The following is a 14,610-nucleotide window of genomic DNA, read 5'->3' on the forward strand; positions in this document are numbered from 1 at the left end:
CTTAACCCTCTGCTTCAATTTTGGTTAAACAATCACGCAAGATCGGACCGTAGTCATACTTGCCTGGGCAAACGTAAGTACAAAGCGCTAAATCTTCTTCATCAAGCTCCAATGCACCCATTTGTTGGGCACTATCAGTGTCACCTGAAATAATATCTCTCAACAGCATCGTCGGTAAGATATCTAATGGCATGATTCGCTCATAATTACCAATAGGTACCATAGAACGCTCAGAACCATTAGTGGTAGACGTCATGTCGAATTTCTTCTTACCTGCCAAGTGACCAAGATAAGCGCGAGTTACTGAATGTTTATCAGAGCCTGGCGTTATCCATCCAAGGAAGTGTTTCTCAGTATCTTCTTTTATCAAAGACACTTGTAAGTGGAAACGCCCAAGATAGGCGTGAGGTCCTGCAGCTTTAACACCGTTTAGCACTGAACCTGAAATCACGCGTACAGGTGCATTTTCATATTGTCCCTGCGTTAGCTCAACAACATGAGCGCCAATTTGTGTTTTTACAATTTTGGGCTTGCTCGCCATTGGGCCTGCAATAGACACCACACGAGACACGTCTAACTCACCAGAAGTTAGCGTAGCGCCTATAGCGATAGCGTCTTGGTAGTTAACATGCCAAACTTTTTTATTTTGACCTACAGGGTCCAAGTGATGGATTGCAGTTCCAACTAACCCTGCTGGGTGAGGACCTGAAAACTCATGAACTTCAGCTTTATCGCTAGCCACATTTACAGTAGTGCCAGCTGCTTTAGTTACAAACACCTTACCATCTGTAAGACGCGACAAGGCAGCAATGCCGTTATCGAAGTCTTGTTGGCGTTCAGCAATCACAATAGCAGGATCGACTGCAAGGGGGTTTGAATCTATCGCGGTAACGAAAATAGAATGTGGAGTAGAATCAACGGCAGGGGCTTTACTGTATGGACGAGTTCGAATACATGTCCATAAGCCTGATTCTATTAAAACATCCACAATCTCTTGGCGATCTGTAGACGCTAGGCTAGCAGCTTCGAATTTTTTAAATTCGACTGATTCCTCACCTTTAATGCCAATAACTACTGATTGTAAAACACGTTTTGCGCCACGGTTAACTTCTACAACTTCACCAGAAGCAGGAGCAGTATATTTGACACCAGGATTTTTCTTATCCTCAAATATTAACTGCCCTTTCTTAACCATATCACCGACTTGCACGTGCATAGTCGGACGCATACCATTATATTCCTCTCCAAGTATGGCTGCCTTAGAAACCGAGACTGTGTCTACGATTTTTTGTTCTGGCGCGCCTGTAATTGGAAGGTCTAGACCTTTCTTTATCTTTATCATACGCAATTGACTACTCTTAAATAGAAACCAATTTAAACGTGCCTACACATTAAGCGCGTTTAAATTAGCACCTATTCCATTAGATATTTTAGCCTACACACATAAAAACACTTGTCTAAGTATAGCTCCCTAAACAAACTGCTTCTCTGTTGTTTTTAATTACATTTTTGACACCAACGCCAATATTCCGCGAGAAAATGAAAGCGTGGAAACGCATTGGGCGTTTGAGTGGCGCGATTTTAGCACTAACCAAGCATAAAACGCTAACGGAATTATACCAATAGCTTAATATTTCTGACAATTTTGTTAAGTTTACATTCCAGTTGCCGTTTTGCCACAAGAGTTACAAAGGAAATCACTAAAATTCTTGAATTTGTTGCAATTATGTAAACGGCCAACTGAAAAATCAGTAGCCGTTTCATAAAACCTTAGGTTTTCCCCTAAATACGCACTCATTATTCGCTAAAGACTCAAATTCGTTTATCACTAATTCACAAGGTTTGTTGTAGACAGTCCCTTAAAAAAAACGCCAACCAAAGTTAACGATTTTCATAATAGGCTTGCTCTGACATCTGGTGATACTTTTTCACGCCTTGATAAAACGCCTCATATGAAGTGTATACTTTGTCAAACATAGGATCTTCAGCTCGCTTTTCCTGCATGACTTTTTTTGTTGCCACTTTTAACGCTTCGATTACGTCTGCTGGCAAAGGTCTTACATCCACATTATGCTCATCTTGCAGTTGCTGCATTGCTTTGTAATTGGCCTGGGTATATTCATCTAACATATCTTGGTTGACCGCTCGGGTCGCAACTTCAATAATCTTTTGGAGGTCTTGAGGCAAACCTTCATATGCAGCTTTGTTAACGATAAATTCTAGCGTAGTTCCTGGTTCATGCCAGCCACTGTGATAATAATATTCGGCAGCTTTGTATAAACCGAAAGTTTGATCGTTGTAGGGTCCTACCCATTCTGTTGCATCTATAGCACCTGTTTGCAAAGCAGTAAAAATTTCTCCTCCGGTCAAAGTTACGGGCAAGCCCCCAACTTCTTTAAATACTTCTCCTCCTAAACCAGGAATCCGCATTTTTAATCCTTTGAGATCGTCTATAGAGTTAATTTCTTTTTTAAACCAACCCGCCATTTGCACCCCAGTGCTACCGCCGGCGAAAGGAATGACGCCAAAGGGCTCATATAACTCGCGCCATAATTCTATTCCTCCGCCATACTGTAACCATGAATTCATTTCAGTTACGTTCATACCAAAAGGAATCGCAGAAAATATTGGCGCAGCGGGAATCTTTCCTTTCCAATAATAGGCACCTGCATGTCCCATTTCAGCGCTGCCACTAGACACAGCGTTAAACACTTCGAACCCTGGTACAAGCTCACCTGCACCATAAACGGTAACTTGAAGCCTTCCCCCTGACATTTCATTCACATAGGTAGCAAATGTTTCTGGGGCCCTGCCTAAACCGGGAAAGTTCTTAGGCCAAGAAGTGACTAACTTCCATTTATAAACTTTAGTTTCTGTTGCTGTGGGTGTTGCTTTTTCGTCACCACCACAAGCCCATAGCATTCCAACTAGCATTACAAGACTAATTATTTTAAGAATATTTTTCATTACCTAACTCCTTCTATTGCCTAGTTATCCGGATAAATTTTATCTGGAAGCCAAGTCACCAATTCTGGCCATACTGCTAATAAAATAAGCAAACTTAATTGAATGATGATAAATGGGATTACACCTTTATAAATGTGTTCTGTTTTCACTACCTCGGTTGCAACTCCTCGCAAATAAAACAAAGCAAAACCAAACGGAGGTGTTAAAAAGGAGGTTTGTAAATTAACCGCTATCATAATGCCCAGCCATAAAGGATCTACACCCATGACAATTAGTATAGGTGCTACAATTGGGACTACAACAAAGGTGATTTCGATAAAATCTAAAATAAATCCTAGTAAGAATATGATTAGCATGACCAACAAGGTTGCCGTGACTACCCCACCAGGCATCTGCGTAAAGAAGGTTTTGAGCAAATGCTCACCACCAAAGCCTCTAAAAACCAACGAAAAGATACTGGCACCAATTAAAATCAGAAATACCATGCAAGTTACTTTAGTCGTTTCTAGGGAGACGTGTTTAAGATTTTCTTTGTTTAATGCACGTTTAAATGCAGCCAAGACGAGAGCTCCAACAGCGCCAACACCAGCAGCTTCTGTCGGAGTAGCATAACCTAAGAGTATTGAACCCAAAACCGTCACTATAAGTAACAGCGGCGGCACAAGAGCTTTTAATAAATTAGCCAGTGAGCCATGTTCGTTTTCTTGTCCTTTATCAGGGATTTGGTGGGGAGAAAAAACGCTGACTCCCCATAAATAACAAAGGTACATTACGACTAAAATTAATCCTGGAATTATTGCTCCAACAAACAAGTCCCCCACAGATACGCTATCCGGTGAAAATATTCCCATATCTAATTGGGCTTTTTGATATGCACTACTTAGCACATCCCCCAATAAAACCAGTGCAATGGACGGCGGGATAATTTGCCCTAAGGTGCCTGTAGCACAAATGCTTCCTGTTGCTAAGGCAGGTGAATAGCCACGTTTCAACATGGTTGGAAGGGACAACAACCCCATAGTGACCACGGTTGCGCCCACTATGCCGGTGCTTGCCGCCAACAACATACCTACGATGACTACGGAAACGCCCAGACCGCTTTTGAATCGACCTAACAACGCTGACATCGAGGTTAATAGATCTTCTGCTATTTTTGCGCGCTCTAGCACTATCCCCATAAACACGAAGAGCGGCACTGCTATCAAGGTAGTATTACTAACAATTCCGAATAATCGAGAGGGTGCAGTTAACAGATAATTTGCATCGAAAACCCCAAATAAAGCACCTAGTCCGGCAAATATCAAAGACACGCCAGCCAATGTTAATGCCACAGGGTATCCTAAAAGTAATGCACCACAGACACCGACAAATAGGAGTAGAGATAACCATTCCATTAAGGTGTCTCCTTGATTACGCTTGGCGTATTTAAAAGCGACAAGGTGTGTTTGATAATTTCAGAAACAGCTTGGATCACCAAACTCAAGGAAAATAAAAATATGAAGGTTTTAAGTAAAAACACCAAAGGTAGCCCTCCAGGCTCCATGCTCCCTTCAAGCAGAGACCAAGATTCGGCAACATAATCAATACACACAATTGCAATATACAGGCTTACAGGCAACATAAAACACAAGCTACCGAGTAAGTTTACCCAAGTTTTTTTGCGATTAGTGAACCTGCGGTAAAATATATCGACTCTTACGTGACCATCCTGTTGATAGGTATAAGCTGCGCCGAGTAAAAATACTGCGGCATGAAGATAGGTCACCGATTCCTGAAGTGCAATCCATCCGAGGTTAAAGCCATAACGCAATACCACAATAATGAACATTAATAGCGCCATCACAATAGTGGCATAACTAATAAACCGCCCCATGAGACTATTAATACTGTCTATGAACGCAGATATTTTAAGTAACATAATGAATTAGTGTTATTTTTTTGTAGCCGCATTGTGTCACAAAGTTAAACACTTGAAAATCTTAGAAAGGGGTTTTAATTAGAATCAGAATGATATTGTGTAGATTGTTGAATATTTGAGTCAGACTGAGTCAGCAAGCTCTCGCTTGCTAACTCTAAAATAATAAAACTAGGCGTTTACTTCCAATAGTTCTATATCAAATACCAAGGTTGAATATGGACCAATTGCAGCACCTGCACCTTGCTCCCCATAAGCGAGATGATGAGGAATATGCAAGCGCCACTTATCACCAACAGACATAAGTTGAAGGGCTTCCGTCCAACCTTTAATAACACCATTTACTGGAAATTGAGCAGGTTGACCTCTGTCATAACTGCTATCAAACACGGTTCCATCGATTAGGGTGCCATGATAATGAGTGGTTACTGTAGATGCAGCAGAAGGGCTGGCGCCGTCGCCTTTTTCTAACACTTCGTATTGAAGACCAGACTCGGTTACTGTAATTTCATCTCTTTTAGCATTTTCCGCTAAATAAGACTCACCTTCGGCAACCACAGCAGCAAATTGTTCTTCTTTTGCCGCTTGCATGCGTTGATGAATTTCATTAAAGGCAACACGTAGCTCATCATTGCTTACTTGAGGCGCTTGACCGCCAAAACCGTCTTGTATACCCGCAATAACTACCTCTAAAGCCATACCTTCAAATGGATTAGATGCTAGTTGTTGACCCATTTGATAACCGATACCATAACTGGCATGCTCTTCGATACTAGAATATTTTTCGCTCACAAAAATCCTTGATTGTTTTTCTAAAGTTTAAAGATATAAGAATACCATATTCTGAAATTCAATCCTAATTCGAACAAAAATGTAGTAATATTACGAAAATTTCGCAGTTTAATGCTTGTTGTCTTAATTGCAAAAGGCCTACAAAACAGGCTAAATTAAGACAATCAGCGCCAATAAAAAAGGAAATTTAGTCATTATGAAGCAAGATCTCGTCGCTCAATTAAAAGATACTATTAAGTATTTAGGCGCCACTTTAGGTGAAACTATAGAAGCTGAATTAGGTACTGAATGGCTTGAACGAATAGAAGCAATTCGCCACGATGGCAGAGCCTCCTCTAATGGCAACGAAGATTGCACTAAAAAGCTCGCTGCTACTATCTCATCATTGGATAACCAATCACTGTTAACCATAGCACGAGCCTTTGCCCAATTTTTGACGTTGGCCAATATTGCTGAGCAGGAATTTAATACTGAAGCCCAGCAAGAACAAAGTTTAAAAACTTATTTAGACAAGCTCATCGAACGCAAAGACGATATTCCAGCGGATAAAATTCAAGCGGCAATTAATAAGCTTAATATTGACCTGGTATTAACAGCTCACCCAACGGAGGTGACGCGAAGAACCAATATTCATAAGCACAGACAATTAGCCAGTCAATTATTGAAACTCCACAGTAGCGAATTAACCGAAGTCGAGCAGCGCAGAGTGAAATCTCGAATAGGCGATTTAATTGCACAATCTTGGCATACAGAAGAAATTCGCTCAGTGCGCCCTACTCCTGTAGATGAGGCTAGATGGGGATTTTCAGTCATTGAAAATTCACTATGGGAAGCCGTTCCTGATTTTATGCGTGATCTAGATGATTTCTTGCAAACGAATTTTCAACAATCTTTAGCGTTAGACGCGAAACCTGTACAATTTGGTTCTTGGATGGGTGGAGACCGCGACGGTAATCCATTCGTAACATCTACAGTGACTCAAGAAGTACTCTTTAGAGCAAGACGTCGAGCGGCGAAGTTGTTCTTACAAGACCTCAACCAATTGTTTGTCGAGCTATCGATGAATAAATGCAATGCTAGTGTTCGAGAAATAGTCGGTGACGCAAAAGAACCTTACAGAGAATTAATTAAACCCCTGATTGATAAATTTGAACTTACGCGCGAAGGGCGCGTTGATGCAAGTGAATGGGTGCAATCAAATGATGAACTATTAACCCCGCTGACTCTTTGTTATGAGTCGTTATGCGAGTGTGGCATGCGTGTGATTGCAGACGGACTGCTGCTAGACACCATTAGACGTGCCTACGCTTTCGGCACAAACTTATTAAAACTCGACATTCGACAAGACAGTCAGCGTCATGCCGACGTGTTTAGTGAATTGACTAGATACCTGGGTCTAGGCGACTACAATCAGTGGGAGGAGGTTGATAAACAAGCTTTCTTGTTACGAGAGTTAAGCTCTCGTCGCCCATTGATACCCCAAAAATGGACGCCTTCTGAAGAAGTCCAAGAAGTATTAGATACTTGCCGAGTAATCGCAAAAAATGATAAGGCTGGTTTTGGTATTTATATTATATCCATGGCCAGTGAGCCCTCTGATGTATTAGCCGTGCAACTTTTATTGAAAGAAGCAGGCGTCGACTGGCCGATGCCAGTAGCACCATTATTTGAAACACTGGACGATTTAAATAATTCTCCACGTGTAATGCAGTCTTTATTGGATATTGATTGGTATCGCGGATATATCAACGGTCGTCAATATGTGATGATAGGATATTCGGATTCAGCTAAAGATGCGGGTTCACTTGCTGCCGGCTGGGCTCAGTACACATCACAAGAAGCTTTAGTTAATCTAGCCCGACAGCAGAATATCGAACTAACCCTTTTCCATGGTCGCGGCGGCACTATTGGTCGTGGGGGTTTACCAGCAAAAGCTGCCATTCATTCTCAACCACCAGGCTCTCTGGATGGTGGCTTTAGGGTAACGGAGCAAGGTGAAACTATTCGCTATAAATTCGGTATGCCACAATTAGCCAAGAAAAGTCTATCCTTATATGCATCTGCAGTGGTTGAAGCCTTAACCTCACCGCCTCCTGCACCTAAACAGGAATGGCGTGAAATCATTGGCGAAATGGCAGATAAGGCGCGCGACAACTATCGCGGCATCGTGCGAGAGAGCAAGGACTTCGTGCCCTATTTCCGCGTCGCGACGCCTGAACAAGAATTGGGTAAGCTGCCCTTAGGTAGTCGCCCGGCAAAACGCAAACCCCAAGGCGGAATTGAGAGTCTTCGAGCGATCCCTTGGATCTTCGCTTGGGCACAAACCCGTTTAGTACTGCCAAGTTGGCTAGGCGTTATGCGTGCAGTCAAAGCCGTTAACACTGAAGAGAATGCAGCTACGGTTCAAGAAATGATTGAGCAATGGCCATTCTTCGCCTCTCGATTATCAATGCTCGACATGGTATTCAAAAAAGCCGCGCCTAGTATTTCTGAAGCCTACGACAAGCGATTAGTGCCAAAAGAACTCGCTCATTTTGGCGAAGCTTTGCGCGAAGAGTTAAAAGAAAGTATGCAAACCTTGCTGACCATTACTGGTCACGAGCATATGATGGAAGATGATCCTCACGGTCGCACATCAATGAATATTAGAGCAACATACTTACAACCTCTGCATTATCTGCAAATCGAGTTACTTGATCGCATCCGTAAAGCTGAAGCATCAAATTACACCGATGATGATGTGACCACTCTAGAGCGCGCCATGATGGTAGCGATTACGGGTATTGCTGTGGGAATTCGAAACACAGGTTAACCTATGCCTTTTAGTATCGGTTTAATAAATCCTAAAGCGGCTACCAATGTAGCCGCTATTCTTCGAGCAGCAGGCTGTTTCGGTGCTAGTGCGATTTTTTACACTGGCACTCGGTTTCGATTTGCTAAAGATAATCATCCTCAGTTTGCGCAAGATACCAAAGAATTTCGCAAAAAAATTCCCACCGTAGGGGTTGAAAACCTTTTCGATTTTGTGCCCGCAGGCGCCAAAATTGTAGTGGTAGAATTGGTCGAAAATGCACTTCCTTTACCTGAATTCTCTCACCCCGAAAATGCTTTTTATATTTTAGGCCCGGAAGACGGAAGCGTGTCTCAAGCCATTGTCAACAAAGCTGATGCCGTTGTTTATATCCCCTGCCGCAGTAATTTAAATCTTGCAGCCACAGCCAGTGTTTTGTTTTATGATAGATCAGTAAAACTAGGTTACGATAATTCAAAAGATGCGATGGATAAGGCCAGAGACAATAATAATAATTTGACTTGGCGTAAAGACTAAAGGCCTAGTTAGCCACTAGGCCAAATTAGTATCCAAGTTAAGTCTTTAACAGGTAAAAAGCTGACTCAGATTCTTCTTAAGAACAAGATGCCAAACGCAGTTAGCACAAAAAATAGTGCCGTTGGTGCATTTACGCTTGAAGCTAGAAGTTGTTGGGAACTAGTTTCAACCTGAAACTCCCTAATGTCATCCGCTTTTTCTTTAGACACTAAATCTAATGCTTGTTTTTGAGAAATGATGACTTCACCATCTCTTTGCGGATTGTCCCGACTGAGTGCACCATTATTTAATTCAGAGCTTGTTTCAACACGCGAATTATCGTTTGCCAGATTAGTTTTCTCAAAGCTGCTGCTCTCCTGTAGTTCGGTTGTCAGATTTGAATTTCCAGAGTTGCTTAGGGAACTAGTGTCTAAAAAGGTTAAAGCTTGTGAACTAAAAGACTGTGAATCTGTGTTACTCCAGTTTAGCCCTGTATCAGTTACCTTGAAACTGCTCACGCCCGTTATAGTTTCATTTACTCCATCATAAAAAGACGAATTGAGAGGTGCTAGTGCAATTGACGCCATGGCCGTTTGTTCGTGGGATTTGTCGAAAAATTTGTCGTCAGGACCAGATGTATTTACCGCTCCCTTATATTTAGGTTCAGAATAGCCAAAGGTATAATTAACAGGCCCTGACACTCTAATGCCGTTTTCTCCTCCGGCTATGTTGTCATAGGTAAGGTAAGCTGCGTTTGCAACTGAAATAAGCGACAACAAAAAGCAACTCAATAACATCTTACAGTACATCTTCATATTTGTGATCCATTTAACGCGTTAATATCAAGGACCAGAATGCACAAAGAGTGCCTGAATAATTATTATATATTTCAGTGGGTTAAATTTTAAGAAAAACCAATAATGCAAATATTACTGATTAAATTGTAATAAAGGCCTTTTACCAAACAGATTGCAGGTGGAAGGCTAAACGATAAATGTTAGTTATCGTCATAAACCTAGACCAAGCTAATACCCTGGATAGGTATTGGCTTGGCGGTTTAGAAAAAAGCTAATTATTCAAAAAAGTCTTCATTCGCTTTTACCGTTAAGGGATGATATCCCGGCTTTGCTTCTTCAAACGCACGTTTTGCGAAAGCTTTACCTTCAGGCGTTTTAGCTAGTTCACGATATAGCGGTTTCACTAGTTTATTACGCCCTATAGATACAAGGTAAGTGTATAAACGGTCGTAAGCGGGCTTGTATTCATTCGCCACCGCGATCATTAACCAACTATGTGCAATTTCATTATTCCTGCTTTGGGTTAATTGAAAGCTGCTATCAAGTGCATCCAATTGGGCCGCTGTTAACACTTCTGGCATATTATTTAAAAAATATAGCCATTCATGCACTGTCCAATTGTCTGTTTCAATGTCTGTGGCTTGAAGGTCGCCGGCAAGCCAAGCGGTTCTAGCTTGATCTACCTTTTCAAAAGCATCGGATACGGGTACAGGTGCACCTTGAGGAATTCCTGGTTCAAAAATCCATTGATGGATACGCTCTTTACTTAATTGCTGTGGGAATTTTGCAATCAGGGTCTGATTTAAATAGTCAATAAATTGGTCCGTGGTGATACTTTGAAAGGCAAAATGAGCAAAATAATCGAGTAAAAACTGGTCAAAGTTATCTCGACCCACTTTTTGTTCGATCTCTCGTAAAAACAAAGCACCTTTTTCGTAAGGGATATTTGAGAACACATCATCAGCGTTACGCCCCCGAAGATCAATCGCCATAATCTGGTCATTCTCAGGCAAACTCTCAATATCCGCTTGTAGATCCTGATAACCTAATACAGCTTCCATGTTGTATCTGTCATTTCCATAAATCATTTCCATGATGCGGTAGGTTAAATAAGTGGTAAAACCTTCGTTCAACCACAAATCGCGCCAAGTCGCGTTGGTCACTGTATTACCAGACCAACTATGGGCCAACTCATGGGCTATCAAGGCAACAAGACTTTTATCGCCCGCAATTACTGTGGGGGTAATAAAAGATAATCTAGGGTTTTCCATGCCGCCAAACGGGAAAGAAGGAGGTAGAATCAGTAGGTCATATCTGTCCCAACTGTAATCACCATAGGTTTTTTCTGTCACTTCTAACATAGCTTCAGTGTCAGCAAACTCTTCAGCAGCTGCGTCTAAAATGGCGGGTTCTGAATATACGCCGGTGCGTTGTCCCATGGCTTTAAATTCAAGATCGCCTATGGCTAACGCAATTAAATACGATGGAATTGGTTGCGGCATATTGAAGTTATACACGCCATCGCGTTCAGTTTCAGGGTCATTGGCCGCACTCATGACAGCTAAAAGTTCCGTCGGTGTACGTATAGTTGCTGCATAAGTAACTCTAACCTGAGGTGTATCTTGTAGCGGAATAAAACTTCTCGCATGCACAGCCTGTGCTTGTGTAAACAAAAATGGATGTTGTTTGCCTGCTGTTTGAGTTGGCGTTAACCACTGCACACCTGAGGCATCCGGTGAAGTCGCATATTCAATGGTAACCTGATTAGCACTGGTGCCTACTTCTATATTAAGGGCTTGACCTAATTCAGGTTCTTCTTCACCAATAGAAAAATCTACGGATTGATCATTTACAGAAACTTGCTTGATGTCCAGTTCTCGAGTATCCAAGATTAGCTGATGGGCGTTTTCTTTTACGCGCTCAAAAGTTAAGGTTGCTGTTCCGTAGAGCTGCTTTTGATCAAAATCAGCACTAATATCTAAATCGATATGACGCACTATCATTTCATCTGGGTTTGCAAAAGAATGATAATCCGTACCAGATTCTATATGTTGCTCTAAGGGTTCTACTGCCTTTTCAACTTGGCTTTCAGATGTTGTTACATCTGAGCATCCAAATAAACTCCCCGCCATAATCAGGCCGGCAATTATATGCTTATTCATTATTTCTCTGTCCTATTTATTTTTTATTTACTGCTTGTTTTTCTTTTTACCTAGCTTGCGGATTTTGCGTTGCTGGAAGATATAGTTGACGATTTAAAACAAAAAAGCCAGCAATCTATGCTGGCTCTTTTTATAAGGCTAAGTACTGATTAGTTATTAACGAAATCAACGCCTAATTGAATATCACCACGTAATCCATCAAGCATGTCTTCTTTCGCTTTTTGTTCAAACGCGCTTAATTCGCCATATGGTAAAATTTCTTCTACGCCATTTTTACCAAGACGTACTGGGTGAGCAAAGAAAGGAGCATCATCGCTTCCATCAACTTGAACATAGGTATATTCAGTTACAGCTTCACCTTGCATTGCTTTAACCAAAGACAAACAGAATCTTGCAGCTGCTTGACCCATAGACAAAGTAGCAGAACCGCCACCAGCTTTGGCTTCAACAACTTCTGTACCTGCATTTTGGATACGTTTGGTTAATGAAGCAACTTCGTCGTCACTGAAACTAACGCCTTCTACTTGAGATAGAAGAGGTAGAATAGTAGTACCAGAGTGTCCACCAATTACAGGTACATGAACTTCTGATGTGCTCTTACCTTTTAATTCAGCAACAAAGGTTTCAGAACGAATAACGTCAAGGGTTGTTACACCAAAAAGTTTGTTTTTGTTGTACACGCCTTTTGCTTTTAATGCTTCAGCGGCAATTGCCACAGTAGTATTTACTGGGTTAGTGATAATTCCGATACAAGCGTCTGGGCAGTTATCACCACAAGCTTCTACTAGATTTTTTACGATACCAGCGTTGATGTTAAACAAATCAGAACGATCCATTCCTGGCTTACGAGGTACGCCAGCAGGAATTAATACAATATCACAACCTGTTAGGGAATCTGCTAACTCATCTTTCCCGTAACCTTTAACCGCAACGTCAGTTGGAATATGGCTTAAATCTACTGCAACACCAGGTACAACCGGTGCTACGTCATATAAAGATAACTCTGAACCTGCGGGTAGTTGGGTTTTAAGCAACAATGATAATGCTTGACCAATACCACCTGCTGCGCCTAATACGGCTACTTTCATGTTTCCTCTCCTGAATTAACGGCAAAAAAATTTGTGCGTGAGATTAATCTAAATAGGGATAAATCTCAATCACCCAATAGTCTGATTGAAAATTTTTATCCATTTGATACCAATAGAATGCCTTTGCGATTGCCTAAACAGCATCCATCGGGCAGAATAACTCTTCTTTTTGTACTGTTGCGGAGCATAACAGTTTATGAGTACTAACAAACAAGACACTTTAATAAAAGCCTTTAAAGAGATGTTGAATTCAGAGAGTTATGGCTCTCAAGGTGATATTGTTAGTGCCCTAAAAGCCCAAGGCTTTGATAACATTAGTCAATCTAAAGTCAGCCGATTATTGTCCAAATTTGGCGCTGTAAGGGCAAGAGATGCTAGAGGCGACATGGTCTATTGCTTACCACCAGAACTTGGCATGCCGACCGCTAAGAGTCCGCTAAAACAGTTAGTGTTAGATATAGTCCACAACAACGCCATGATCATTATTCGTACCAGTCCAGGCGCCGCTCAATTAATTGCACGCCTTTTAGATTCGTTAGGTACGGCTGATGGCGTTTTGGGCACAATAGCTGGTGACGATACGATTTTTATTGCACCAGTAGACATATCCAAGATTGAAACCATACGGCAACGAGTGCAAGACCTATTCGATAATGTATAGCTGTACTCTCAGCATAGAATTGTAGGTATACCTAACTATCTTTACTGGCTATGAGTTGCGAGTAGATTTCCTTTTTATTCAGTTGATAATGCTCTGCTACTATCTCTGCGACTTTTTTCGGCGGTAACAGGTCAGCAAGCTTGTGCATAAGTGCTAAGGCTTCTGGAGGCAGGGTTTCCAATTGGGTTTTAGCCTTATACAGAATAACAACAAACTCTCCTTTTTGATGGCTCGCCGACGCCGTTAACCAAGACAAGACCTCAGTCGGTGTTTCACCCACATAACGTTCAAAGGTCTTGGATAATTCTTTGGCGACCACTATTTGCACATCTTCGAATTGGGAATCTATCATTTCAACCGTCCCCAGTATGCGTTTAGGGGATTCATAAAATACACAAGTCATTCCCGAGTTCACTGCTTGCTCTAACGCTTGTAATCTTGCTTGCTGTTTTACCGGCAAGAAACCAGAGAATGTAAATCTATCCGTTGGCAGACCTGCGCCACTTAAAGCTGTAGTTAAAGCACAAGCGCCAGGTAAGGCTGTGACCTGGAGCTGCTGTTGTCGACAGGCGCGAACCAAACCAAAGCCTGGATCACTGATAAGCGGAGTACCCGCATCTGAAATCAAGGCTATATTTTTTCCTTGCTTTAATTGCTCGATAATATAATCGGTTTTTTGCCTTTCGTTATGATCATGCAAACTAAAGGCTTGGGTTTTAATATCAAAGGCCTGAAACAACTTACCGGAATGCCTTGTATCTTCTGCCGCTACTAAATCAACCTCATTTAACACTTCGATTGCTCTAGGCGTCATATCACCTAAGTTGCCAATGGGTGTAGGTACAACATATAAAGTGCCAGCAGACATTTTACACTCCAAATTTGTTTTTATTATCAAGGACGATAGTATACCGACTTTAG

12 protein-coding genes are annotated in these 14,610 nt (G+C 41.6%); 3 read left to right on the forward strand and 9 right to left on the reverse strand.

The window, feature by feature from the left end; genetic code table 11:
• Position 1: 1 nt before the first annotated feature.
• The 5 genes from ACNKW3_RS15305 to ACNKW3_RS15325 form a co-directional block, all read right to left on the reverse strand.
• Positions 2-1,342, reverse strand: coding sequence for a Na(+)-translocating NADH-quinone reductase subunit A (locus ACNKW3_RS15305; RefSeq protein ID WP_427400192.1), 1,341 nt, complete (start codon positions 1,340-1,342; stop codon positions 2-4).
• A 539-nt stretch (positions 1,343-1,881) separates the two neighbouring features.
• The gene (locus tag ACNKW3_RS15310) at positions 1,882-2,967 is read right to left on the reverse strand and encodes a TRAP transporter substrate-binding protein (protein ID WP_427400193.1); all 1,086 of its coding nucleotides are present in this window, start codon (positions 2,965-2,967) and stop codon (positions 1,882-1,884) included.
• Between the two features lie 20 nt (positions 2,968-2,987).
• Complete coding sequence (locus tag ACNKW3_RS15315) at positions 2,988-4,361, reverse strand: TRAP transporter large permease (protein ID WP_427400194.1); 1,374 nt, start codon at positions 4,359-4,361, stop codon at positions 2,988-2,990.
• Entirely contained in the window at positions 4,361-4,885 is a 525-nt protein-coding gene (locus ACNKW3_RS15320) for a TRAP transporter small permease subunit (RefSeq protein WP_427400195.1), read from the reverse strand. The genes ACNKW3_RS15315 and ACNKW3_RS15320 overlap by 1 nt, the downstream gene beginning before the upstream one ends.
• Before the next feature lie 168 nt (positions 4,886-5,053).
• Positions 5,054-5,674, reverse strand: a complete 621-nt coding sequence (locus tag ACNKW3_RS15325) for an FKBP-type peptidyl-prolyl cis-trans isomerase (protein WP_427400196.1) — start codon at positions 5,672-5,674, stop codon at positions 5,054-5,056.
• A gap of 196 nt (positions 5,675-5,870) precedes the next feature.
• Here ACNKW3_RS15325 and ppc point away from each other — a divergent pair, with 196 nt between their 5' ends.
• Together ppc and ACNKW3_RS15335 are read left to right on the forward strand one after the other, a co-directional pair.
• Entirely contained in the window at positions 5,871-8,486 is a 2,616-nt protein-coding gene (gene ppc / locus ACNKW3_RS15330; RefSeq protein ID WP_427400197.1) for a phosphoenolpyruvate carboxylase, read from the forward strand.
• 3 nt (positions 8,487-8,489) lie between these two features.
• Positions 8,490-9,002 (forward strand): RNA methyltransferase, encoded by a 513-nt coding sequence (locus ACNKW3_RS15335; protein WP_427400198.1) that lies wholly within the window; start codon positions 8,490-8,492, stop codon positions 9,000-9,002.
• A gap of 65 nt (positions 9,003-9,067) precedes the next feature.
• On the opposite strand, the gene ACNKW3_RS15340 is transcribed toward ACNKW3_RS15335, so the two are convergent.
• From ACNKW3_RS15340 to mdh, 3 genes are all read right to left on the reverse strand, one after another.
• On the reverse strand, positions 9,068-9,796 hold the full coding sequence (locus tag ACNKW3_RS15340) for a hypothetical protein (RefSeq protein WP_427400199.1): 729 nt from the start codon (positions 9,794-9,796) through the stop codon (positions 9,068-9,070).
• A gap of 257 nt (positions 9,797-10,053) precedes the next feature.
• On the reverse strand, positions 10,054-11,940 hold the full coding sequence (locus ACNKW3_RS15345; protein ID WP_427400200.1) for a M1 family metallopeptidase: 1,887 nt from the start codon (positions 11,938-11,940) through the stop codon (positions 10,054-10,056).
• A gap of 149 nt (positions 11,941-12,089) precedes the next feature.
• Positions 12,090-13,028 carry a malate dehydrogenase gene (gene mdh, locus ACNKW3_RS15350; RefSeq protein WP_427400201.1) on the reverse strand — a complete coding sequence of 313 codons (939 nt, stop codon included), beginning with the start codon at positions 13,026-13,028 and terminating at the stop codon, positions 12,090-12,092.
• 196 nt (positions 13,029-13,224) lie between these two features.
• Here mdh and argR point away from each other — a divergent pair, with 196 nt between their 5' ends.
• Positions 13,225-13,689 carry a transcriptional regulator ArgR gene (gene argR / locus ACNKW3_RS15355; RefSeq protein WP_427400202.1) on the forward strand — a complete coding sequence of 155 codons (465 nt, stop codon included), beginning with the start codon at positions 13,225-13,227 and terminating at the stop codon, positions 13,687-13,689.
• Positions 13,690-13,720: 31 nt separating this feature from the next.
• Here argR and rsmI read toward each other — a convergent pair whose 3' ends face one another.
• Complete coding sequence (rsmI, locus tag ACNKW3_RS15360) at positions 13,721-14,557, reverse strand: 16S rRNA (cytidine(1402)-2'-O)-methyltransferase (protein ID WP_427400203.1); 837 nt, start codon at positions 14,555-14,557, stop codon at positions 13,721-13,723.
• Between the last annotated feature and the right edge of the window lie 53 nt (positions 14,558-14,610).

The organism is Glaciecola sp. 1036 (assembly GCF_050306235.1).
In the GTDB taxonomy this organism is placed as follows: domain Bacteria; phylum Pseudomonadota; class Gammaproteobacteria; order Enterobacterales; family Alteromonadaceae; genus Glaciecola.